Below are 22,967 nucleotides of genomic sequence, written 5' to 3' on the forward strand. Positions count from 1 at the left end.
TTGCCGCGTTATTATTTTCGGCTTGTTAGCCGCAATAACTGAACAGGAGGCGTTCGGTTCCATTTGTCGAGAGAGCAGAGATCAAATTACATTAGTGAATACTAATAATAATATTGATTAAAATATACGCATAGCTTGATAAGTAAATATTAATATAATTAAAATACCGACGAGATCGAGATTACCGTAAGTACTGGAAATATGTGGGGACCTGCTTTGTCGTTCATGTCGCTGAAAACCTTTAACAATCATAGCCTATGCATAGCCCTGCTATCTCTACTTTTAGTAGCAGTTTCGTCAATCTCCTATGCTCAGCAAACAGCGAAGCCTGCGCAGGTCGGCGTCTATGTCAGCGAACCATTCGTCAACAAGCAAGGCGATTCTTATTCCGGGATGGCCATAGATATCTGGCAGGACATTGCCGCGCGCATGAACCTTGCTTCGCAATATGTCGAATATCCGAACTATACCGAACTGGTGAAAGCTGTCTCCGAGGGCAAAGTTGACGCTGCCGTCACAAATCTGACTATCACGGAAAGCCGCGCAGAAATCGTCGATTTCACGCATCCATGGTTTGACGCAGGCTTGCGTATCATGGTCCACACCGAGGCGGGCAGCGGCTGGGACGACCTTATCAGCCGCCTCAATGATGCGGGACATCTGGCAACCTATGCCTGGATACTCGGTATTCTCGTTGCGGCCACGATATTACTCACGATCTTCGACAGGCGTTTCGATGAAGGCTTTCCGAAGCGCTGGCGCGAGGGGCTGGCGGAGAGCTTTTATCATGTGGTTTCCGTTGCAACATCCGGAAAGACCTCGCGTAAGAACCTGTTCGGCTGGGTGGGGCGCATCTGGCAGACATTCTGGATGGTGTTCGGCATAGCGATCATCGCCTACATGACCTCATCGATCACGAGCGTCATGACGGTCGCTCATATCGACAACAATATTTCCAGCCTTTCTGATCTACAGGGGAAATCCGTTGGCGTGCGGGCGGGCAGCGTTGCAGAACAATTCCTGAAGTCACGTTCCATCGCGACCGTTGCTTTCGATCACATGCCGGAAGCAACAAACGCGCTCGTCAACGACGAAATTGCAGCCATCGTCGGCGACGGTCCTGTGCTGGAATATTACGCCCACCAGCACGCCGACCAGCCTCTCGATCTCGTCGGCAATGTCTTCAGTCCCGACAAATATGGCTTTGCTTTTCCGCGCCATAGCGAGCTTGTCAAACCCGCCACGGTGGCGATCATCAGCGCCCACGAGAATGAAGAGGTTGCCAAGCTGAAAGCCAAATATTTTGGCCCTGAGAATTAATGGCAGATGCAAAAAAGGCGGCCATTGGCCGCCTTTTTATTGTTCCTGCGAATGAATTACCGGCCCGCTACGATGGACGAAATAATGCCGGTTGCGATGCCGATCAACATATAATCATTGTTGACCTTGACCCAGTGGTAGCCACGCGGCGGCTGGCGCAGCTTGTAGCTCGAATAGTTGTTCACGACATGACCGCGATAGTTTGGCGGCAGACGGTTGCCCTTCTTCCAGCTCTGGTGGCGGCGGTTGTCATACTTGCGCGCATCATATTTCGGACCACCCTTGTGCATCTGGCTGTGCGAAGGCTGGCTGTGATGCGACGGATAAGGCTGTGCCATTGCGGCAGGGGCTGCGAGAAAGGAAAAGGCAGCAAGAGCAATAACGATCTTCTTCATGTCGGCATCCTTTGTTGTATTCGATGTGGGGACAATGCGCCTGCTAATGTGAATGCCAAGTGAACGCTCCCATTAAATAAATTTAATGATTTCATCGGTCTAGCGCAAAGGCATCATCCTGCATTTCCCATCCGTTCAAAATGCGCTAGGTAGAAGCCAAATTCGTACGTACCTCTCAACGAGGTAAGTGTCAGAGGACTGCATCATGATGAACTGGGTTTTCATTCTGCAAGGCGTTATCGCGTTTGGGCTAGCTGGACTGGCCATTGTAGTCATCCTGCGTCATCGCCGCCACTGAGGCGCCCCGGACTGGGCCCCGGACTGGGCCTGGGCCTGGGCCTGCGATATTTTTCGCACCGGCCTGCCGGTTCAAAGCAACCGAACACGAAATCAATCGTTTAAACTTAGTCTGATTTTTCTCAGGAGGAGACAGGGATGCGGAAAGTGGCGCTTGGGTTGGTTGCCTTACTCGCAATTACGGGCTGCACAACCACGGAAAAGGACATTTCCATCGGCACCGGCGCAGGTGCCATCATTGGCGGCATTGCTGGCGGTGGACGTGGTGCGCTGATCGGTGCCGGTGCGGGCGCATTGGGCGGCCTGCTGGTGCGCGAATTGCGCAACGGCAATTGCCAGTATCGCGACCGTCATGGCCGCATATATGTGGCTCGCTGCAGACGATAGTCGCGGACATATTCAACGATCATCAAAAGCGCCGGTTTTCCGGCGCTTTTTGTTTTCGACAACTTTGGACTGCCTGACTTGCCGAGCGGACCTGATTGGAACCTTCTCTCGCCGATGTCGTTTAACAAGCAATAAAGACAGTTCAGGGAGAACTCCGATGAAGCTTGCTTTCAAAGCCGCCCTTGTTGCCTTGGGCGTATTTGCGGCGGGCGCGGCGCAGGCGGCGAACGCCATATCCACCACCAACCTCAATATTCGTACAGGTCCCGGCACACGCTATGCGACGCTTGGCTCCATCCCCAGCGGAGCGCCTGTGAATGTGCGTGGCTGCACATCCGGCTACGGCTGGTGTCAGGTGAGCTACGGTCCGACCTATGGCTGGGCATCTTCGCGCTATCTGGCATTTCGAGAGGGAACATCCAGCGGTTATTCCGATGATTTCGGTCGAACGGCTGCGCTAATCGGTATTCCGCTCATTGCTGGCGTCGCCATAGGCTCCGCACTCAATGACCGCGACGACTATTGGTATCGTGATCGCCGCTATTATCGCGACAGACATTGGGATCGTCGTGGATGGCACGACCGTCCCGGCTGGCATGGGCGCCCCGGCAATCACGGGCCGCGAGTCTATATGAGACACCGCGTTCCTGACGGACCGCACGGACAGTAATGGACATAGGAACGAAACTGGAAACGCCGCGAAGTGCTCGCGGCGTTCTGTCATCGCGGGAAGCTCCACACAGTCTCTATTCTGTCTTCAGATAAACTTCATGCCAGAGGGTGATGCGGTCAGTTTCATCGAATTTCAAAAGCAGCATCGCTTCGAATTGATCCGTTGTTTCATCAAGACGCACGACTGTAGCAGTCATTGCCAGCACCGCCGAACTTCCTTCCGCAACAACCTCCTGCACATCATAGTCGATAGCGTGGATCGTGCTGCGGAAACCATTCAGAAACGTCAGATAATTGGAATGATTGGCAGGATGGACGCGTCCATTGGCCTTGACGACAAACTGGTCCGCGAATCTCTCCGCGATGATTGCCTCGGTAAGCGTTTCGCTTTGAACCAGATGCTTTCGGTTCCAATCCAGAAGGCCCAACGCCAATTGTGTTGTGGTTTGCTTGTGCAAGATGACCTCCGGAAATTAATTGACGGGTGGGCGGTGTGCCCCGCATGACATCAAACAGGTGAACGCTAAAAACTCGCTCAATCGGGCACAAAGAAACTGAAGAGAACATGATACTCCCCTCACATCAAAAAAGGGGGAGCTATTTCAATATGTTGGGTGGGTGGAAAAATAAGGTGGCGATCCCGACAGGATTCGAACCTGTGACATTCAGCTTAGAAGGCTGACGCTCTATCCAACTGAGCTACGGGACCTCGCCTTTCGAAAAAGATCGAAGATATTTCAATGAACGCAGGGCTTTGCCAGCAAAGCCCTGCCGAATTATCGCATCGTCCGGCCTGAAACAAGTGTCAGGCCAGACAGGCAATCAATGCGTCTCAATGCGTCCAGGGCATTGTCCGGTCGAAGCGGAAATTATCCGAATAGGAAACCTTGCGGCGCTTCGGCTCATTCGGCTCGATAATGCGATAGGCGATGCCGTTGCGCTTTGCGTAATCGACTGCTTCTTCCTGCGTGGCGAAGAACAGACGAATCTGGCTCTTCATATCGCCGGAAGAAGTATAGCCCATCAAAGGCTCGACCATACGCGGGCTTTCCGGCTCATATTCCAGAAGCCACTGATCTGTCTTGGCCTGACCGGACTGCATGGCAGTCTTAGCTGGACGGTAAATACGTGCAACCATTTGAAGAACCCTGAACTACTCTCTTGCCCCGCTGGGGAGCTGAAAATCCACCAAGCCAATAGTTTACACGGGAATGCATGTCAACGCGATAAAGGCGCACGCCACAGCCTGTGCCGGGACGTTCATATATCGACCAAATCAAATCTTGGGGAAGTTGGTCGGAGCGGCAGGATTCGAACCTGCGACCCCCTGATCCCAAATCAGGTGCGCTACCAGACTGCGCTACGCTCCGTGGCCCTCTCGGACGTTGAGTTCCCTAGAGAATTCGCATTCCTAAGGCAAGAGCTATTTTCAATCTTCAATAAAAAAATAAGCCGAACCGCTCATTGCAGGAGATGTTGTGCCCTCGAACCTGACGCTAGTGGATTGAATTTGACGTTTGATACCCTTCCGATATCAATCCCGTTTCAAACGTCAAATTTGAAAAATCCTCTAGATTCATAAAGTTACTAGTGGTCTTTTTGATTCCAACATTTGCTCAGCGCTCATATCCGAGGGATGCAAATGTCGAAAGCAGAACCACTAGCACAAAGGCTATGCTCAGCTTCGCATCGTCGGTCCGAATCTTTCGGAGCGCAATCACAGGATGTTCAGCGTGTTAGGAGAGTTGACCACTCCACGAGGAACCAGCGGAGATTTAGGCCGTTCATTTCAGCGGCGGGCGCAAAACCAACGATGGATAGGTGCCATGTACAAATTTTCGGCAATCGCAGCGGTGATTATGGTGGCTGCTTTTTCAACCGCCTCCGCACAGGCACAGAGTATCGAAATAGGTCCCAATGGTATCCAGGTTAATCCTGATGGCGACCGGCGCCCCATGCATGAGGGTGGGGAAATCAGCGAACGAAGAGCAGCGCGAATCGCACGCAGTGAGGGAATGGACGAAGTCGAAAGCGTTTCACGGCGCCGTAACGTCTACGTTGTTCGGGGGATAGACCGTCGCGATAATGATATGCGCGTGGTGATTGATCGTCGTACTGGCGAAGTGCTTGAGGTACGCTGACAGCCCCCGAACGATGTATTCAGCAGCCGCGCCCGCAGGCGCGGTTTTCCTCTTGGGGATTTGCAAAAGATGATGACCAAGCGCGATCTGCACGAAGGCTTGGTGATTTCGCGCCATTTTTGTGCGCGAATCTTACCAGTTTCCCATTGCATGACGTAACGAGCAGTTGATGGATACCCTGCCTGGGTACAACTTGAAGCAGCACGGACCAGACTACATGCAAGCGCTTGAAGCGCTTTCCCGTCCGAAAGTAGCAGAATCAGCGAATTGACAGCTCTGGTAAAGTAAGCTTACCAATTATCTGTCTACATAAATTAGCACTTCGTAATTCAACTGCCATTCGGGAGAGGATGGTCGTTCATTGCATAACCGTCGAAAAAATTGCGACGGCGCATTCATTATCAAGGAGAGGAACTGCACATCCAGGAAGGGAGGACCTATGCCCTGGAATCAAGTTTATGACCCTTTGGGGAGCATGTTCTGGTCGACATTGCTTGCCGCCTTGCCAATTGTCGTCCTGCTGGGCGGTATCGGCTTTTTCCACATCAAAGCACACACCGCAGCCATACTCGGGCTTCTGACAGCGCTTGTCATCGCAGTCGTCGGCTTCGGAATGCCTGCCGACATGGCGGGTGCCACCGCCGTTTACGGTGCCGCCTATGGACTTCTGCCCATTGGCTGGATCATTCTCAACGTCATATTTCTCTATCGGCTGACCGAACAGACCGGCCAGTTCAATATTCTGCGTGATTCCATCGCCGGCATCACGCCGGATCGTCGTCTCCAGCTTCTCTTTATCGCCTTTTCGTTCGGTGCTTTCTTTGAGGGTGCCGCGGGTTTCGGCACGCCTGTAGCCGTGACGGCTGCGATGCTGATGGGGCTGGGTTTTGCTCCCCTGCCCGCGGCTGGCCTTTCACTGATCGCCAATACGGCGCCGGTCGCCTATGGCGCGCTTGGAACGCCGGTCATTGCGCTTTCGGCGGTGACCGGAATTGACCTTTTGCAACTCTCCGGGATGATCGGACGCCAGCTTCCGTTCTTCTCCGTCATCGTGCCCTTCTGGCTGATATGGGCCTTTGCCGGTCGCAAAGGCATGCTGGAAGTCTGGCCTGCATTGCTGGTGGCAGGTGCTGCCTTCGCCGTTCCGCAATATCTGGTGTCCAATTTCCATGGGCCGTGGCTGGTGGATGTGGTCGCTGCGATCTGCTCGATGGCGGCACTCGCCGGTTTCCTGCGCATCTGGCAACCGAAGCGAATCTGGACCTCGACCGGCAAGGAAGGCGAAGCGGATTCGGCCCCTATGCCAGCGCCGCCGAAGCATTCCACCGGAACCGTTTTCCGGGCCTGGACGCCCTGGCTTATCCTGTCGGTGTTCGTGTTCCTCTGGGGCACGCCGCAATTCCGGACATGGCTCGACTCGCTCTGGGTCTGGAAAATGCCGATCCCCTATCTGCACAACCTGGTGTTCAAGGTTCCGCCCGTCGTGGCCGAAGCGCATTCCGAGGCCGCGATCTATACGCTCAATCTGCTTTCGGCCACCGGCACGGGCATCCTGCTCTCTGCCGTGGTCGGCGGACTTGTGCTCGGCTTCAACCCGCTAAGGCTTCTGAAGGAATATGGCGAGACCGCCTACGTGGTTCGCTTCTCGCTGATCACGATCTCGGCCATGCTGGCGCTTGGCTATGTCACGCGCTATTCGGGCACCGATGCGACCCTCGGTCTCGCTTTCGCGCAGACCGGCTGGGTCTATCCGTTCTTCGGGGCGATGCTGGGCTGGCTCGGCGTTGCGCTGACAGGGTCCGACACGGCGTCGAACGTCCTGTTTGGCGGCCTGCAGAAGATCACGGCGGAACAGCTCGGCCTGTCGCCTGTCCTGATGGCGGCTGCAAACTCCTCTGGTGGCGTGATGGGCAAGATGATCGACGCACAGTCCATCGTCGTCGCCTCAACCGCGACGCAGTGGTACGGGCATGAATCGAAGATCCTGCGCTATGTGTTCTTCCATTCCATTGCGCTGGCCGCACTCGTCGGCCTTCTGGTGATGGCTCAGGCCTATCTGCCGCCATTCACCTCCATGGTTCCGACCGAAACACTACCGGCCATCACGCACTGACGTGAAGTGAACGACAGACGAACCCACGCGAGCCCCCTCGCGTGGGTTTTCTGCTTTTCTGCGAAGCCTCTCGGGGGAACAAAATCGCACGCGCACGCGTTTTCACTTCACTACCAATAAGCTGGAGACTGAATGTGAATAGAAACGGGCTTTATCTGATTATTGGCGCGCTGATTGTCGTGGCTGCGGGTCTTGCGGTTTATGTCTATCGTGAAGAGACCAAACCCGCCGGAATCGAGATGAAAATCGGAGAAGGTGGTGTTTCCATTCAGGAAAATTGAAATCGGCAAGACGTTATAAACATATAAACCGATTAAGATTTCAAACGCTTACGCTTTTTGATGCAACATTTCGGACTTCGCCATGTTATTTGGGGCACCAGATAAAACGGAGGACCGAAATGGGTATCCAGACTGTTTCCGACGAGCTTTATCGTCGTCATGAACGCGAATGGGCAGAGCTGCGCAACGCAGTTGAGGCAAGCGAAGCCAACCAACGGCAGCAAGAGAAGGCATCAGGCCAGACCTCTTGCGATGACAAGACGTCTGGGCACCAGTAAGTCTTCACCAATCTACCTTGAAACGCCGCGAAAGCGGCGTTTTTTGTTTCCGCTTCGTCGTTCCAGCGTTCGCGCCAGACGCTGTGGTAACCAAATGCGAAGGAACAATTGGTAGTGTCTCCCCATCGCGATTCGAACAGGAGACAGACGATGGCTGCACGGAAACGCACCACCCGCTCGCCCCAGCGCTCCACAAAGCGCTCGGCCAAGTCGTCGGGCAAGTCTTCCGGCTCATCCACCCCCGTTCTCGCGCTTGCCGCAATTTTGGGTCTAGGTGCCTTCAGCTTGTGGGCAACCTCTCAGCATAAGAGCCCGCAAGCCGCGATAACAGCCCTGTTCCAGCGCCCCGCTTCCAAGCCGAATACACAGCCCGCAGCACGAACCGAGCCAAAGGCGACCGTCACCAGCAAAGCCTCCGAGAGCAAGCCCCCCGAGAGCAGGGCGCCGTCGAAGGATTACGGCGCCGCTGTCGGCCCTGTACCGCGTCCATCGGCACCCGTTGTCGCGGCGCCCGTTGTGGCACCCGCACCGCAAAAGCCGGCGCAGCAGGCGGCAATCCAGACCGCCACCCCGCCGCGCCCCACAAATCAGGTTGTCGTATCCTCGCCCGCCGCTGCGCTACGCTCCATGCCGCCGCGTGGCGTCAACACTCCGGCAAGCTCCCCATCGGTGATTTATGCCAAGGCGCGGCTCACCATCCATAAGAATGCCTGGGACAAGTCGCCATCTATCGGCGTCGTGGAAAAAGGTCGCGAGATGCGCTCCTATGGAAAGACCGGACGCTGGCATCGCGTGATCGTCCCGAAGACGAACATGATCGGCTGGGTGCACGAAGATCAGCTTATCGGTGGGCGCAACAAGCCTGACAGCGCAAGCCTTATCACCGGCTCGATTGCCAGGAAGACGCAAACTGCAACGGCAGCCGCACCCAAACAGGCTCCAAATCCAGCGCATTCACGCATGGAGCCGCCAAAAGCTGTCGGCCAGAAAAACTAGAGCGGTTCCGGTTAAAACGGAGCCGCTGGAACCGCTCTATCTCTTTGTTTTTACGCATGTCTTTTTCCCAAAAACGGTTCCGACTTTTGGGAGACATGCTCTAATCCAGACCACGCGCCATTGCTTCGAGCTGCCGGTCGCCCGGCAGATAATCGAATCCTGCTTCAATCAGTGATGAACTGTCTGCGACCAGATCACCGTAAAGCTGGTCGTAGAGACCGCTTTTGCCCGCCGCCGATAGCAGGAGCCGCATGAAGACCGGTGGAACGGGTACAAGACGCAAAGGCTTTCCCAAGGCAGCACGCAGCTTCGTCACGAGTTCTTTTGTGGAGCGCGGTTGCGGCTCAGCAAGATGAAACACCCGCCCGGCAACCTTTTCGGCAGGCGCCACGCTTAAAAATGTCAGCGCATGTGCGACGTTTTCAAGCGACACGAAACTGCGCCTGTTGTTTGCCAGACCGAACGGTAACGGCAATCCGCTGTTGCAGAGCTTTATCAAGGCTTTCAAGTTCGCCCGCGCTCTAGGACCGTAAACGAGAACCGGGCGCGCAATGACGATCTCGATCCCGTTGATTCCGCGCAGATCGGCTTCCGCCTTCGCCTTGGCACGGCCGTAATCATCACGCGGCTTCAGCGGCATGTCCGGCGTCAGCGGCGACGGATTTCCCACAATCGTATAGATCGTGGATACAAACACGAAGCGCTTTACGCCGGCGGCTTTTGCCTTTGTCGCGAGTTCTACGGCCAGTCGATGATTGACCGCATCGAATGTATCTGCATCCGGTCGTTCCGCGCCGGTGCGGTGAGCAAGTGCTGCAGAATGAACAACCGTTTCAACACCTGAGAAATCCGGATCAGTCAGTTCATTCCGGGACAGAGGCAGGACTTCATGCCCTTCCCCGACCAGCACTTGAGTGAGTGCGCTTCCGATAAAACCACCCGCCCCGGTAACCGCTATCTTCATCCTCAGCGATCCGGCTGTTCGCTGCCCGCCAGAACCTGTGCGGCAAGCGTGCGCGTGATGCGGCTTTTCTGCTCAAGCGCCGCCCGGTCGAGCTTGTCGACGATCAGGATCGCCGACAAAAGCGAGCGCTCGATCCGGCTCACCAGATAGGCGACGACATGCGGTTCGACGCTTACCTGCCGGTCCGCGAAGAGCTTGTGAATGACGCCGGAAAGCAGCAGGTCGTCCGGTTCTGAAATTTCCACGACGGTTGCGGCCTTGAGACGCGAGGCAAGATCAGGAAGCTTTACGTTCCAGTTGGCTGGCCACAGACGAGAGGTCATGAGCAGGGAAGGCCCAAGCCCCTGAGCCGCATTCTGCCGAACGCTATTGATGAGATGGAAAAGTCCGGTTTCATCGAAAGGCGCAGCACCAATATCATCGATCAGCACCGGATATTCGGCAGCGCCGTTCACGGCTTCCTCGGTAATGTGCGTGGGGTCTACCAGAAGTGCGCCTGTTCCGGCGCGCCAGATTTCCGCCAGATGTGTCTTGCCTGATCCGGTCGGTCCGGCAAGGATCGTGACAGGCGACAGCCAGTTCGGCCAGCGATCGATAAGATCGACGGCGGCACGGTTGGAATCCGTGACGATCATGTCTTCCCGATGATAACCGGGCTGATGCTCAAGATTCAACGGAATCTGGCGCGGTGCCTCACGCATCGCGGCCTCCTGCAAATCCCGTTTCAAATCCTGCCCGGTTACGACCCAGTCTCATTTCTCTTTGCCTGCATTCTCGCCTGCCTCGATCAGCGGCCCGGCGTCGGGGTTCGGCTGATGGTAGGCAGGATCATACATCGGTGAGTGGAGATAGCTATTCAATGCGAACCGCACAAGCACCCCGACTGCAGCCGCTGCGGGCACTGCCACCAGCATTCCGGTGAAGCCGAACAGCGAACCGAAGGCAAAAAGAGCGAACATGAGCCAGACCGGATGAAGCCCCACGGACGAGCCGACGAGCTTCGGCTGGAGGATGTTTCCTTCCACAAACTGACCAAGGAAAAACACACCCGCGACGGCACAGATCATGATCCAGTCAGGCCAGAACTGGACCAGCGCCACACCGATGGCGAGCGCCAGGCCGACAAAGGAACCGATATAGGGAATAAAGCTGATGAGACCGGCAAAAAAGCCGATCAGCAGACCGAAATTAAGCCCGGTCAGCGTGAGACCGATGGCGTAATAGGTTCCCAGAATGAGGCAGAGCGTTCCCTGCCCGCGAATGAAACCGGCGACGGCGGCATTCATCTCGGCGGCGATGCGGCGCACGGTATGAAGCTGGCGGCGCGGCACCCATGAATCGATGCTGCCGACCATGCGGTCCCAGTCCAGAAGCATGTAGAATGCAACCACCGGAGTGACGACGAAAAGCCCCGCAATATCGATCAGCGATTTCCCCGAATTCCACAGGGACTGAAGCAATGTCGACAGGAAACCGGCACCCTGCTGGAGCAGCGAACTCAGATTCTGCTGAATGACCGAACTGTCAATGCCGATATATTTCTTCAGCCATTGCGAATCCTCATTTGCCAGCAACGACTGCAACTGGGTGATGTATTCGGGGATTTTGGAAATGAAATCAGCGAGCTGCGTTGCGAGGATCGGCACGACGATCATCAGGCCGAGGATCAGCGCCATCAGGAAGATGAGCAGGATGACGATTGTGGCCGCAAGCCGGGACAGGCCGAAACGTTCGAGCCTGTCTGCGACAGGGTCGAGGAAATAGGCCAGCGCCATGCCCGCAACAAAAGGCAACAGCACTGAACTGAATACGACGAGAAACAGAATGAAGACCGCGACGGTCCCCACCCAGAACATCGCCTGACGACGTACCGAAGAGCCGGTCAGCGCGCCGACTTCCACATTGACGTGGATATCACCATCGCGAACTGTCGCTTCCGACTGACGGATCGTTCGGCTGGCGCTCGTGCGCGTGGGTGTCGGTTTCTTGACCATGTGCATCTATTTCCAGGAAACGTATTGGATAGAGCCAGTCCTGATAGCAGAATGGCGTTACGGATATCTTAGTGCGAACGGGAACAAGTTAGAACGGTTACTGAGGATTGCAATGTCTGTGCGAAAAGCCTGACGAAACACAACCTTCTATCGAGTTATGGACGGTGCTTTACGATTTCAGGCAGAATCCTGCGCTGTTTGGCTCTTTTCGGGCTTTGTGGCCTTGCAGGCAGCGCCGTCTCGTGCCATTGCGCGCACATTCTCTGTTTATCGCATTTTTCTTGAGCAAAACCGTTACACGCTTTTGCCGAAAATGCATTAAACAGCTGCGTGGATAAGCACCCAATTTCAGGAGCAGGCCATGACCATGGAAAATAAGCCCGCCGATAAGCCTGTTGGCCAGAACGGCCTGACCTATGCGCAGGCTGGTGTCGACATCGATGCTGGTAACCTGATGGTCGAGAAGATCAAGCCCCTCGTGCGCTCCACGCGCCGCCCCGGTGCGGACGGAGAGATTGGCGGCTTTGGCGGCCTGTTCGACCTCAAGGCCGCTGGTTTCAAAGACCCGGTACTCGTTGCCGCCAATGACGGTGTCGGCACCAAGCTGAAGATCGCCATCGATGCCGACAAGCACGACACGGTAGGCATTGATCTTGTTGCCATGTGTGTCAACGATCTCGTCGTTCAGGGTGCTGAACCGCTTTTCTTCCTCGACTATTTTGCGACCGGCAAGCTTTCGCCGGATCAGGGTGTCGATATCGTTGCGGGCATCGCCGAAGGATGCCGGCAGGCCGGTTGCGCGCTGATCGGTGGTGAAACCGCTGAAATGCCCGGCATGTACCGGGATGGCGATTATGATCTTGCCGGTTTCGCCGTTGGTGCGGCCGAACGCGACCGTCTACTGCCGCGTGGCGATGTTGCCGAAGGCGATGTCATCCTTGGCCTTGCTTCGTCCGGTGTGCATTCCAACGGATTTTCTCTGGTGCGCCGCATCGTCGAACTCTCCGGCCTTGGCTGGAAGTCCGATGCCCCGTTCCAGCCGGGCGCGACGCTCGGCGAAGCGCTGCTGACCCCGACACGCATTTATGTGAAGCCTCTTCTTGCCGCGATCCGCGCTTCGGACGGCATCAAGGCGCTGGCACACATCACGGGCGGCGGTTTTCCCGACAATATTCCGCGCGTTCTGCCGGAAGGTCTCGCTGCCGAAATCGATCTTGCGTCCATTTCCGTTCCGCCAGTCTTCTCCTGGCTTGCCAAGACGGGCGGTGTCGAGCCGAATGAAATGCTGCGCACATTCAATTGCGGCATCGGAATGATTGCCGTCGTGAAGCCTGAGAAGGTTGAGGAAGTCGTGGCTGTCCTTGCCGCAGAAGGCGAAAAGGTCGTCACGCTCGGCCGGATGGTGAAGCGTGAAAAAGACGGCGTCGTCTATAAGGGTACGCTTTCGCTATGAGCCGCAAGCGGGTCGTCATCTTCATTTCGGGCGGCGGATCCAACATGGAGGCGCTGATCCGCGCTGCGCAAGCCGCCGATTTTCCGGCGGAAGTAGTGGCGGTTTTTTCCGACAAGGAAGAAGCTGGCGGCCTTGCCAAGGCAAAGGCTGCCGGAATTGCGACACAGGTTTTCAAGCGCAAGGACTTTACCTCGAAGGATGCGCATGAAGATGCCATTCTGGACGCACTCGCCGCGTTGAAGCCGGATATGATCTGCCTTGCTGGCTATATGCGTCTTCTGTCGGGCCGTTTCATTGCTCCCTATGAAGGCCGCATTCTCAACATTCACCCTTCCCTGCTCCCGCTTTTCCCCGGACTGCATACCCACCAGCGCGCGCTGGATGCGGGTATGAAAGTCGCAGGCTGCACCGTTCATCTTGTAACGGAAGGGATGGATGAAGGTCCGATACTGGCACAGGCAGCGGTGCCGGTGCATGCTGGTGACGATGCCGAAGCGCTCGCGGCCCGCGTTCTGAAAGCCGAGCATCAACTTTATGCATTGGCCCTTCGCAAATTTGCCGGCGAACAAAACAGCCAGCCGGATTTCACCGGAGCGATGGTTCTCAGTGCGTGATAGCGCGCGACAAATTAATCACATCCCAATTTTTTTGTTAATAAAACTTTAATTTCCCGCAAAAAGCTCTAATTCCCATTCGTAACGGAACTTGCTTCGGCAAATCTCGTTAAGGGACGTGTAAGCGTCTCTTTCAATATGTGTTTTAGAAGAGGACAAAGACATGTCTCTCCGTTTTTCGACTTCCTTCCTTTCGGCAATGACCGTCATTTCCGGCATTGCGGTCGCGGCTCCAGCCATTGCTGCCGACTACGTAGCTCCTCCCGCTTCAGGTCGCACCCAGCCGCGCTCGGAAGTCGGCACGCTGTCCTGCGATATTTCTCCTGCAATCGGCGTCATCATCGGCAGCCAGCAGGATGTGGACTGCGTATTCAGCCCGGCCCGTGGACGTGGTCCGGCTGAGCGTTATACAGGGACGATTACCAAGCTCGGCATCGATGTCGGCTTCATAAATGGCGGCCGTGTCGCCTGGGCCGTCTGGGCTCCGACCGTTCGTCCCGAAGGCGCTCTTCAGGGCCGTTATGTCGGCGCATCTGCCAATGCAGCGATTGGCGTCGGCTTCGGCACCAACATCCTGACCGGCGGTTCGTGGAAGACGATTTCGCTTCAGCCGATTTCGCTTCAGGGCCAGCGCGGCCTGAATGCTGCTGTGGGTGTTTCCAAGCTGAGACTGCGTTACGCTGGCTAACAAGCAGCGCGAATAAACAACAACGCCGGGACGCATATATATTTTATATATGCGTCCCGGCGTTGTTGGATAAATATTTATGCGTTTATTTTGCGTATCCAGATCTTGGTGTCGTGCACCGCCAGCCCGCCATAGGGGGCGGCAGGTTCAGCGCCGATCAATATATTGATCCCCTCGCCGCGCTCGAATGTCGAGTTCGGAAAAATGCCCTCCGACACGACGACCCCGCGTTTTTGTCCGGCGCGCAGCACGGCATGAAGCACCAGTTCGCCACGATGATTGCCGATCTCGATCCGCTCGCCATTCTCGATGCCAAGTTCTGCCGCATCGTCGGGATGGATAAGCAGTTCAGGCCGGATTTCCTTGGCAAGCGATGTCAGCGTCTCGGCGAAGGTCGAGTTCAGGAAATTATGCGCCGGTGAAGTCGTCATGCGGAAGGGATGTTCGGCATCCGCCGTTTCAATCACTTCCCAATAATCCGGAAATTCCGGTATCGACTGGAAATCACCCTGAAGCCCCATGACTTCCGGTGGCTTGTTCGGCGACGGGCTTCCGGTCCAGTCAGGACGAAAGCGGAACTTGCCATCCGGCCATTTGAAACCATTGATATAATGCGCATCTTCGAAAGGCGGTTGCAGATCGACAAAGCGCTTTTCCTTCAATTCATCGAATTGTGGCAAGTCGCTATTGGCGTTCATGTTGTTAATCAGCGTGCGCTCATCCAGATCGAAGCCCGGCAGATCGCCAACACCGAGGCGCTTTGCCAGTTCGTTGATTACGAAGATATTCGGACGCGCATCGGCGAGAGGCTCGATCAGCTTCGGCCCCAGAACCACATGCTGCTGCCCGCCGCCGCGATAAATATCGTCATGTTCGAGGAACGTCGTGGCTGGCAATGCAACATCGGCCATCTTCGCCGTATCGGTCATGAATTGTTCGTGCACGGCGACGAAAAGATCCTCGCGCGCAAAGCCTTTGCGAACCAGCCGCTGTTCCGGCGTCACATTCATCGGGTTGGTGTTCTGGATCAGCATTGCCATGACGGGCGGGCCGCCATAAAGCGCCTGCGCGTCACCGGTAAGAATGCGACCGATCTTCGACTGATCGAGAAAACGAAGCCCCATATCCTGCATGGCGCGACCTTCGATCTCGCGCTTGTCCATCTTGAAGATGCCGGAGTTCGAGTGGAATGCCCCGCCGCCTTCATAAAGGAAAGCACCTGTCACGCAGGCAATCGAAGCGGCTGCATGCATGTTCACCGCGCCGTTGCGTTGGCGGGTGAAACCATAGCCGAGGCGGAAATAAGTTCGCTTGGTTTTGCCGACGAGATGGGCAAATGCTTCGATCTCTTCAACGGACAGGCCGGTGATCGCGGCTGCCCATTCCGGTGTACGGGTCTGAAGATGTGCTTCCAGCCCCTTCGGATCGTCGGTGTAGCGCTCCAGATAATCCCAGTCTGCAAAGCCGTCACGAAACAGCACATGCATGACCGCGCAGGCAAAGGCGCCATCGGTTCCGGGTTTCAGCACAATGCCCATATCCGCCTGGCGGACGGTCGCATTGGCATAAACGTCGATGACGACGATCTTGGCGCCGCGTTCCTTACGTGCCCGGACCGCGTGGGTCATGACATTGACCTGCGTGGCGGCGGCGTTGGTGCCCCAGATCACCACCACATCGGCCTTCGCCATTTCACGCGGATCAGGACCGGTCAGGCTTCCTGTTCCCGCAAAATAGCCGGTCCAGGCCATATTGGTACAGAAACTGTCGAACTGGTTGGAATAGCGCTTGGCAAAGCGCAGGCGATTGATCGAGTCGCGCTGCACCAGCCCCATGGTGCCCGCATAGTAATAGGGCCAGACGCTCTCGCTGCCATAATCGCGCTCGGCTTTCAGGAAACGCTCGGCAATGAGATCAAGTGCGGCTTCCCATGAAGCTTCCTTCCACTGCCCAGCACCTTTCGCACCGGCACGAACCAGCGGATGCTTCAGGCGATCAGGATGATGAACCCGTTCCGCATAACGCGCCACCTTGGCGCAGATGACGCCAGCCGTGTAGCTGTTGTCCTTCGCGCCGCGCACGCGCCCGATGGTCCGCTCATCGAGAATTTCGACATCGAGTGCGCAAGTTGACGGACAGTCGTGCGGACAAGCCGAATGACCGGTTTTGATGTTCGAGATTGGAGCGTGCTGGTTCATATTACTTTATTAGCCCAAGCCACTTCCTGCAGAAACGAATTTCTGCCGGAAGATTGTCACTGTGACGAAATAAATTTTCAAGACAAGCGCAATGCAATCGCACCGAGAACAATAAAGCCGGCAGCCACGAAACGTGGTAGCCCGACTTTTTCTTTCAATACCAGAGCCGAAATGAGCACACCGAAGAGTATCGCGGTTTCGCGGAGTGCCGCCACGACGGCAATCGGAGCCATGGTCATCGCCCAGAGTGCAAGGCCATAGGAACCGAGCGTACCAACGCCACCGATCATGGCCGGTCGCCAGTGATTACGCAGATACTGGATGAAACGGTCCGGTTCGCGGTAAAGGGCCCACCCCGCCAGCGGTATGGCGTTCATCAGGAACAGCCACAGCGTATAGGAAATCGGCTCGCCCGACACACGGACACCGAGGCCGTCAATGATCGTATAACTTGCTATGAAACCGGCATTGGTCAGCGCAAGCAAGGCAGTGCGACTTGAAGCTCCACGATTTCTTCGCCGCGCATCAAGCGCCATCGCCAGAACGCCGGAGCAGATCAGCACGATACCAAGCCAGCTCTGCCAGCCCATGATCTCGCCGACCAGCGGCGCACTGACCAGCGCCACCAGCAAGGGCGGAGTGCCGCGCATGATCGGATAGGCTTCGCTCATATCGCCGGATTTATAAGCCGCCGCCACGAGCGACATATAGAAGGTCTGCGTAACCGTAGACAGAAGCATGTAAATCCAGCTTGCCGGGTTCGGCAGCGGCAGAAAAGGCAAGGTGAAAAGGGCGATCAACCCGGCAGCGCTGGTCACACTGGCCGCACTGAAGAACTTGTCTCCGCTTCCCTTTACAATTGCGTTCCAGCTCGCGTGGAGGAACGCGCCAAAGAGGACGATCAGAAGGACGCCACCAGACATTTCGGGACTCGACTCAAAGGATAAGGAGCGGATGTTGAAGGTTGTATGTCACATTTGTGACAGGAGTGATATTGCAGGAACGACGCAGAGCGAGGTCTTTTTGGATATCACTGCCTCTTGCCGAAAAGAGACCGACATGAAACAAGCGCAACCATGAATTATCGTCACGCCTATCACGCCGGAAATTTTGCGGATGTCGTCAAGCACGTCATCCTGACGCGCCTTGTCGAGTATCTGAAACGCAAGGATCAGGCCTTTCGCGTCATCGACACCCATGCAGGCATCGGCCTCTACGACCTGAAGGGTATCGAGGCAGGCAAGACCGGCGAATGGGCAGGCGGTATCGACCGCATCCTGGACGCGGTGAAGAAAGGGCAGATCGAGCAGCCCGTGCTGGATTTGCTGGAGCCTTATCTTGCTGCCGTCCGCGCAGTCAATGAAGGCGAAAAGCTGCGCCATTATCCGGGATCGCCCTTTCTCGTGCGGCATTTGCTGCGCAAGCAGGATCGCCTGTCCGCACTGGAACTGCATCCGCAGGACTCCACCAAACTGGCGAAGCTATTCGACGGTGATTATCAGGTTCGGGTGACCGAGCTGGACGGCTGGCTGGCGCTTGGCGCTCACCTTCCACCGAAGGAAAAACGCGGCATGGTGCTTGTTGACCCGCCTTTTGAAAAGGAAGGCGAATTCGATCGTCTGGTTGATGGCCTGGCCAAGGCGTACAAGCGTTTCGGCGGTGGCATTTATGCGCTGTGGTATCCGGTGAAGGACCGTAAGGAAACGGAACGTTTCACCAGACACTTACGTGAAACCGGCATTCCGAAGATCATGCAGATCGAACTGGCGATTCGTGCGCCCTCCGAAGAACCACGCCTGGATGGCACCGGTATGATTGTCGTCAACCCGCCCTATACACTTGAAAGTGAGATGCAAACCCTGCTTCCCTGCCTTACCAAGCTTCTTGCTGAGGAAAAAGGGAGCAATTTCAGCATCAAGTGGGTGAGAAGCGAGACGGATCGCACTTGACCCGCGTGAATTGCTGACGGAAACTGCGCCTCAATGCTTCGGCTATCATAGACTTGAACGGGTGCCAGCCCGCAATTTGGGACAGGACAGAGATATGCAACGAACCCTGGAACGTATCGGACAGTATTCACGCGCAGCCCTGTTTGCGGCGTCTGTCCTTCCTCTGACGCTTGTGTCTCTGCCGGCCAGCGCCGCAGACTATCTCACTTCTGCTCCAGCAGGCGTTGCCGATGCAGGCGCTTGCAGCCAGCAGAGCGTTTTGCGTTCGGTGGTTTCCGATTTCGGCTATCAGGTACGTCATGTCCCGAACCTGCCGCAGGTCGGTATTTCGGCCATGAGCGATGTTCAACTGACGCGCTATGAGCCGAAGACCAATCCGGCCCAGATCGAACGCACCTATTGCAAGGCAACCGCCGTTCTGACCGATGGTCAGTATCGTTCGGTCTGGTATATGGTCGAAGAAGGTCAGGGCTTTGCCTCGATGGGCCGCAATGTCGAATTCTGCGTCGACGGTTTCGACCGCTGGTATGTGTACGACGCAAGCTGCCGCGTTCTTCGCTAAAAATTAAGCGGCTTGATACGGTCAGCCGTTGATTAAGTGGAGGGCACATGCTGCGGAAGTTTGGTGCAGCGGCGGTTACGTTGCTCGCAGCGGCGGTTGCGAGTATTTTGGCAATTGCGCCGGGTCGGGCAGATGACGTTCCGGGCGAGTTCGACTTTTACGTCCTAGCCCTCTCCTGGTCGCCCAGCTATTGTGCATCGGAAGGCCCCCGCGCCAACAAGCAGCAATGTGGAACCAATCGTCCCTTCGGTTTCGTGGTGCATGGTCTCTGGCCGCAGAATGAATGGGGTTACCCAGCGAACTGCCAGCTCGACAATGCCCGCAGCCGGGGCAGCTATGTGCCCCGCCCGATCATCTCCCGCCTTTCCGATATCATGCCTTCTGCCGGTCTCGCCGCTTATCAATGGCGCAAGCATGGCAGTTGTTCGGGTCTGTCGCAGGATGAATATTTCTCAACGCTGCGCAACGCTTTCGATCAGGTCAAAATTCCGCCCAGCCTGCGCAATCTGGCGAGCGGTCGGCGTGTTGATCCCCTTCTCGTTGAAAAAGCTTTTATCGCAGCCAATCCCGGCATGAAACCGGATGGTATCTCGATTAGCTGCAAGCGGAACTATCTTCAGGAAGTTCGCATCTGCATGACAAAAGACCTGCAATACCGTGCTTGCGGTCAGGTCGATGCCAATGCCTGCCGAAGCCGCTCTGTCATGATGCCCGCCACGCAATAAACTTTACATATCCGGTTTAGGAACGAACGATGACACAGATACTCTATTCGCCTGCTTCGCCCTACAGCGCGAAGGTGCGCATGGCCGCTCACCATGCCGGCATTCCGTTTGAAAGCGTTGTCGTCAACACCTCGGCGGAACCGGAGAACCTGATCCACGCCAATCCGCTCGGAAAAATTCCGACGCTGGTGACGGATGACGGCAAATCGGTTTTCGACAGCCGTGCGATCACCCAGTATCTGAACCGGGTTTCGGGCAACAAGATTTTCCCGCGCAATGCCGAAAAGCGCACCGATGCAGAGCGCTATGAAGCCATCGCCGACGGTCTTTGCGACGTGCTTCTGGCGCATGTCTACGAACGCCGCATGCGTCCGGAAGAGAAAATTCATCAGCCCTGGCTCGACCTGCAATGGCGCAAGGCCGAACGCGCACTCGACCTTCTCAACGAAGCGCCGCCGCGTCTGGCGGGCAAGCTGCATGGCGGCCATATCGCCGTTGCTGCCGCGCTTGGCTATCTGGCGCTGCGCTTTGAAGGCAAATGGGAACGCAACCGCTCCAAGCTCAAGCGCTGGATGAAGCGTTTTCAGGAACTGCACCCGGAACTGACGGAACTGCTGCCGCGCGGCTAACCGGTCTGGAAAGAATGAAACCCCGGATTTCCGGGGTTTTTTTGCAGATTATTGTTTCTTGTCGAGCGCCTGCAATATCCGATAAGCGGCTTTTACGCGCTCATCGATCAGATAATTCCGGTTGGCAAGCAGGACGATTCCGGTCTTCTTGGCGGGAATAAAGGCCGCATAGGCACCGAAACCGTTGGTCGAGCCTGTCTTGTTGACCAAGACATCGGCTGACGGCTGCAAGGGCTGATCGAATTTGCCGATTTTGTGCGACTTCAGCGCCATGTCCGACGAATTGCCCGCAAGAAGTGTCTTGAGCGCAGTCGGATAGCTGTAGAACTCCCAGCCAAGCCCCTGATTGTTGGCACCGACGTGATAATAACCCGTATGTGTCGCGGCGACGGCCTTCTGGAAATCAGGCTCCAGAGATGAGCTGTCGATATTCAGCTCAATGAAGCGGGCGAGATCAAGCGCTGTGGTCTTGATGCCATAGGCCTGCGCATCCAGCGCGCCGCCAGATACCCGGATCGGCTTGTCGGCTTTGGAATAGCCGTAAGCGTAGTTCTTCATCCGGCTTTCCGGCACATTGACGAAAGTGTTCTTCAGACCAAATGCAGGCAGAAGCTTTTGCTCCACCAGGACATCGAACGGCTTGTCCATGCTTCGTGCCGCCAGATAGCCGAACAGGCCGATGCTGGGATTCGAATAACGGCGCTGTGTGCCTGCCGGATAGTCCGGCTTCCATTTCTTGAAATATGCCAGCATCGAACTGTCATCGGTGACAGCATCGGGAAATTGCAGGGGCAATCCGCCCGGTGTGTAGGTCCCAAGATCGAGCATGGTGATCTTGTCGAAGCTGCTGCCTGCCAGTTCGGGAGCCCATTTGGTCGCGGGATCGGACAAGGAGAATGCGCCGGTCGCCAGCCCATAGCCGCTGAGCGTCGCAGTAAACGTCTTGCTGACCGAACCGATCTCGAAAATCGTGTCTTCGTCGACTCTCTGTCCGCTTTCCTTCGATGCCACGCCATAACCGAAGAAGTGGCTCTTGCCGTCGATGGTTATGGCAACCGCCATGCCGGGAATCTTCTGCTCGGCCATGAGCGGGCGCATGGTTTCATCGACGATACGGCGCAAATCGTCATCGTTCACCTTGCTTGCAGCCAACGCACCGCTATTCGGGATAATAGCGGCGGTGGCGAGGAAACCGATCAAAAATGTCGTAGATTTTCTCATGACAGATGAATAAACCTCATGATTATGCGTTCCGCTACGTCTTTCTCAAGACATAGCCGGTATTGCGCGATTCATTATATTGAAGCCCGTTTACAGCATTTTTTCAACGCTTCTGCGGGATATAAGCCTATCAGGCCCTGCTGATATACGATGCTTGCGCAAAGAGGACAAACGACGTTATCTAGCATTTGGCATTAGAAAAATTTGGGGCAACATGGTTCGACCGCATCTCCCGCTCAATTCCCTGCGCGCCTTCGAGGCGTCGGCGCGTCACTTGAGTTTTACGAAGGCCGCGATTGAACTTTGCGTTACACAAGCCGCTGTCAGCCATCAGGTCAAAAGCCTCGAAACCCGCCTGAATGTGACTTTGTTCGAGCGCCTGCCGCGCGGGCTGATGCTGACGAGCGAAGGAGAAACGCTGCTCCCCACATTGAAGGACGCATTCGACAGGATTGCCGGAACGCTTGAACGTTTCGAAGCGGGGCATTATCGGGAAATATTGCGCGTGGGTGCAGTCGGCACGCTGGCCGTCGGCTGGCTTCTGCCACGTCTGCGCGATTTTCAGAATCGTTATCCGTTCATCGATCTGCGGCTTTCGACCAACAACAACCGGGTGGACATAGCGGCGGAGGGCCTCGATTACGCCATCCGTTTCGGCAGCGGCGCCTGGCATGGCATCGACGCAACCCGATTGCTGGAAGCACCGTTGTCACCGCTTTGCATTCCGGAACTGGCACAGGAATTGCGAACACCAGCCGATCTCGCGCGGCATATTTTATTGCGCTCCTACCGTGCCGATGAATGGACGCAGTGGTTTATGGCAGCAGGCGTCACGGGCGACATGCCCCTGCCCCGAAGCATCATGTTCGATTCGTCGCTCGCGATGATGGAAGCAGCCATGCAGGGAGCGGGCGTAGCACTTGCGCCGCCGCTGATGTTCTCCCGTCAGTTGCTCTCGGAAACGATCATTCAGCCATTCGACACAACGGTGACGATGGGCAGCTACTGGCTGACGAGGCTGCAATCACGGTCGGAAACGCAAGCAATGGCTGCATTTCGCGACTGGCTGGTTGAGATAGCGAGCCTCTAA

The 22,967-nt window shown here is 56.0% G+C and carries 25 protein-coding genes and 2 tRNA genes; 16 read left to right on the plus strand and 11 right to left on the minus strand.

Annotated features, from left to right (window positions below):
* Positions 1 to 393: 393 nt before the first annotated feature.
* Positions 394 to 1,320 (plus strand): transporter substrate-binding domain-containing protein, encoded by a 927-nt coding sequence (locus tag F9K91_RS13190; protein WP_235912977.1) that lies wholly within the window; start codon positions 394 to 396, stop codon positions 1,318 to 1,320.
* 56 nt (positions 1,321 to 1,376) lie between these two features.
* Here F9K91_RS13190 and F9K91_RS13195 read toward each other — a convergent pair whose 3' ends face one another.
* The gene (locus F9K91_RS13195; RefSeq protein ID WP_151554801.1) at positions 1,377 to 1,715 is read right to left on the minus strand and encodes an RcnB family protein; all 339 of its coding nucleotides are present in this window, start codon (positions 1,713 to 1,715) and stop codon (positions 1,377 to 1,379) included.
* A 435-nt stretch (positions 1,716 to 2,150) separates the two neighbouring features.
* Here F9K91_RS13195 and F9K91_RS13200 point away from each other — a divergent pair, with 435 nt between their 5' ends.
* Positions 2,151 to 2,399: a YMGG-like glycine zipper-containing protein gene (locus F9K91_RS13200; protein ID WP_061347348.1), complete on the plus strand. Its 249-nt coding sequence runs from the start codon at positions 2,151 to 2,153 to the stop codon at positions 2,397 to 2,399.
* A 157-nt stretch (positions 2,400 to 2,556) separates the two neighbouring features.
* On the plus strand, positions 2,557 to 3,069 hold the full coding sequence (locus tag F9K91_RS13205; RefSeq protein WP_061347347.1) for an SH3 domain-containing protein: 513 nt from the start codon (positions 2,557 to 2,559) through the stop codon (positions 3,067 to 3,069).
* 76 nt (positions 3,070 to 3,145) lie between these two features.
* Here F9K91_RS13205 and F9K91_RS13210 read toward each other — a convergent pair whose 3' ends face one another.
* The 4 genes from F9K91_RS13210 to F9K91_RS13225 all read right to left on the minus strand — a co-directional run bounded on the left by F9K91_RS13210 (position 3,146) and on the right by F9K91_RS13225 (position 4,441).
* A complete protein-coding gene (locus F9K91_RS13210) occupies positions 3,146 to 3,529 on the minus strand; it encodes a hypothetical protein (RefSeq protein ID WP_235912981.1) in 384 nt (127 codons plus the stop codon).
* Positions 3,530 to 3,703: 174 nt separating this feature from the next.
* Positions 3,704 to 3,780, minus strand: a tRNA-Arg gene (locus F9K91_RS13215).
* Between the two features lie 123 nt (positions 3,781 to 3,903).
* Positions 3,904 to 4,209 (minus strand): ETC complex I subunit, encoded by a 306-nt coding sequence (locus tag F9K91_RS13220; RefSeq protein WP_061347344.1) that lies wholly within the window; start codon positions 4,207 to 4,209, stop codon positions 3,904 to 3,906.
* A 155-nt stretch (positions 4,210 to 4,364) separates the two neighbouring features.
* Positions 4,365 to 4,441: transfer RNA gene (locus F9K91_RS13225), tRNA-Pro, on the minus strand.
* Between the two features lie 456 nt (positions 4,442 to 4,897).
* On the opposite strand from F9K91_RS13225, the gene F9K91_RS13230 reads away from it, so the two are divergent.
* From F9K91_RS13230 to F9K91_RS13245, 5 genes are all read left to right on the plus strand, one after another.
* Entirely contained in the window at positions 4,898 to 5,212 is a 315-nt protein-coding gene (locus F9K91_RS13230; RefSeq protein ID WP_151554803.1) for a PepSY domain-containing protein, read from the plus strand.
* A gap of 439 nt (positions 5,213 to 5,651) precedes the next feature.
* Positions 5,652 to 7,325, plus strand: a complete 1,674-nt coding sequence (locus F9K91_RS13235) for an L-lactate permease (protein ID WP_151554804.1) — start codon at positions 5,652 to 5,654, stop codon at positions 7,323 to 7,325.
* 134 nt (positions 7,326 to 7,459) lie between these two features.
* A complete protein-coding gene (locus tag F9K91_RS13240) occupies positions 7,460 to 7,606 on the plus strand; it encodes a hypothetical protein (protein ID WP_010661698.1) in 147 nt (48 codons plus the stop codon).
* Between the two features lie 119 nt (positions 7,607 to 7,725).
* Entirely contained in the window at positions 7,726 to 7,884 is a 159-nt protein-coding gene (locus F9K91_RS26005; protein ID WP_010661697.1) for a hypothetical protein, read from the plus strand.
* Positions 7,885 to 8,034: 150 nt separating this feature from the next.
* A complete protein-coding gene (locus F9K91_RS13245; RefSeq protein WP_151677957.1) occupies positions 8,035 to 8,880 on the plus strand; it encodes a hypothetical protein in 846 nt (281 codons plus the stop codon).
* A 100-nt stretch (positions 8,881 to 8,980) separates the two neighbouring features.
* Here the strand turns inward: F9K91_RS13245 and F9K91_RS13250 are convergent, their stop codons facing one another.
* Genes F9K91_RS13250 through F9K91_RS13260 form a run of 3 tightly spaced genes read right to left on the minus strand, consistent with a single transcriptional unit; the run spans position 8,981 to position 11,838 of the window.
* Entirely contained in the window at positions 8,981 to 9,844 is an 864-nt protein-coding gene (locus F9K91_RS13250) for an NAD-dependent epimerase/dehydratase family protein (protein ID WP_151677958.1), read from the minus strand.
* A 2-nt stretch (positions 9,845 to 9,846) separates the two neighbouring features.
* On the minus strand, positions 9,847 to 10,545 hold the full coding sequence (hdaA, locus tag F9K91_RS13255; protein WP_151554807.1) for a DnaA regulatory inactivator HdaA: 699 nt from the start codon (positions 10,543 to 10,545) through the stop codon (positions 9,847 to 9,849).
* A 51-nt stretch (positions 10,546 to 10,596) separates the two neighbouring features.
* Positions 10,597 to 11,838 (minus strand): AI-2E family transporter, encoded by a 1,242-nt coding sequence (locus F9K91_RS13260; protein WP_176037488.1) that lies wholly within the window; start codon positions 11,836 to 11,838, stop codon positions 10,597 to 10,599.
* Between the two features lie 361 nt (positions 11,839 to 12,199).
* Between F9K91_RS13260 and purM the strand changes: the two genes are divergently transcribed.
* From purM to F9K91_RS13275, 3 genes are all read left to right on the plus strand, one after another.
* Positions 12,200 to 13,291, plus strand: coding sequence for a phosphoribosylformylglycinamidine cyclo-ligase (gene purM / locus F9K91_RS13265; protein WP_151554808.1), 1,092 nt, complete (start codon positions 12,200 to 12,202; stop codon positions 13,289 to 13,291).
* Positions 13,288 to 13,905: a phosphoribosylglycinamide formyltransferase gene (purN, locus tag F9K91_RS13270; protein ID WP_151554809.1), complete on the plus strand. Its 618-nt coding sequence runs from the start codon at positions 13,288 to 13,290 to the stop codon at positions 13,903 to 13,905. The genes purM and purN overlap by 4 nt, the downstream gene beginning before the upstream one ends.
* Before the next feature lie 163 nt (positions 13,906 to 14,068).
* On the plus strand, positions 14,069 to 14,593 hold the full coding sequence (locus tag F9K91_RS13275) for a DUF992 domain-containing protein (protein ID WP_151677959.1): 525 nt from the start codon (positions 14,069 to 14,071) through the stop codon (positions 14,591 to 14,593).
* A 77-nt stretch (positions 14,594 to 14,670) separates the two neighbouring features.
* On the opposite strand, the gene F9K91_RS13280 is transcribed toward F9K91_RS13275, so the two are convergent.
* Together F9K91_RS13280 and F9K91_RS13285 are read right to left on the minus strand one after the other, a co-directional pair.
* Entirely contained in the window at positions 14,671 to 16,791 is a 2,121-nt protein-coding gene (locus F9K91_RS13280) for a molybdopterin oxidoreductase family protein (protein ID WP_151677960.1), read from the minus strand.
* Between the two features lie 77 nt (positions 16,792 to 16,868).
* A complete protein-coding gene (locus F9K91_RS13285; protein WP_151554811.1) occupies positions 16,869 to 17,714 on the minus strand; it encodes a DMT family transporter in 846 nt (281 codons plus the stop codon).
* Positions 17,715 to 17,867: 153 nt separating this feature from the next.
* Here F9K91_RS13285 and F9K91_RS13290 point away from each other — a divergent pair, with 153 nt between their 5' ends.
* The 4 genes from F9K91_RS13290 (at position 17,868) to F9K91_RS13305 (ending at position 20,656) form a co-directional block, all read left to right on the plus strand.
* The gene (locus tag F9K91_RS13290; protein WP_151677961.1) at positions 17,868 to 18,740 is read left to right on the plus strand and encodes a 23S rRNA (adenine(2030)-N(6))-methyltransferase RlmJ; all 873 of its coding nucleotides are present in this window, start codon (positions 17,868 to 17,870) and stop codon (positions 18,738 to 18,740) included.
* Between the two features lie 94 nt (positions 18,741 to 18,834).
* A complete protein-coding gene (locus F9K91_RS13295) occupies positions 18,835 to 19,302 on the plus strand; it encodes a phage portal protein (RefSeq protein WP_151554813.1) in 468 nt (155 codons plus the stop codon).
* 47 nt (positions 19,303 to 19,349) lie between these two features.
* Positions 19,350 to 20,027: a ribonuclease T2 family protein gene (locus tag F9K91_RS13300; protein ID WP_151642978.1), complete on the plus strand. Its 678-nt coding sequence runs from the start codon at positions 19,350 to 19,352 to the stop codon at positions 20,025 to 20,027.
* 29 nt (positions 20,028 to 20,056) lie between these two features.
* Positions 20,057 to 20,656 carry a glutathione S-transferase gene (locus tag F9K91_RS13305; RefSeq protein WP_151554815.1) on the plus strand — a complete coding sequence of 200 codons (600 nt, stop codon included), beginning with the start codon at positions 20,057 to 20,059 and terminating at the stop codon, positions 20,654 to 20,656.
* Positions 20,657 to 20,704: 48 nt separating this feature from the next.
* On the opposite strand, the gene blaOCH is transcribed toward F9K91_RS13305, so the two are convergent.
* The gene (gene blaOCH, locus F9K91_RS13310; RefSeq protein ID WP_151554816.1) at positions 20,705 to 21,877 is read right to left on the minus strand and encodes an OCH family extended-spectrum class C beta-lactamase; all 1,173 of its coding nucleotides are present in this window, start codon (positions 21,875 to 21,877) and stop codon (positions 20,705 to 20,707) included.
* Positions 21,878 to 22,091: 214 nt separating this feature from the next.
* Between blaOCH and F9K91_RS13315 the strand changes: the two genes are divergently transcribed.
* Positions 22,092 to 22,967, plus strand: a complete 876-nt coding sequence (locus tag F9K91_RS13315; protein WP_151554817.1) for a LysR family transcriptional regulator — start codon at positions 22,092 to 22,094, stop codon at positions 22,965 to 22,967.

This window comes from Brucella tritici, from assembly GCF_008932295.1.
Taxonomy (GTDB): Bacteria; Pseudomonadota; Alphaproteobacteria; order Rhizobiales; family Rhizobiaceae; genus Brucella; species Brucella tritici.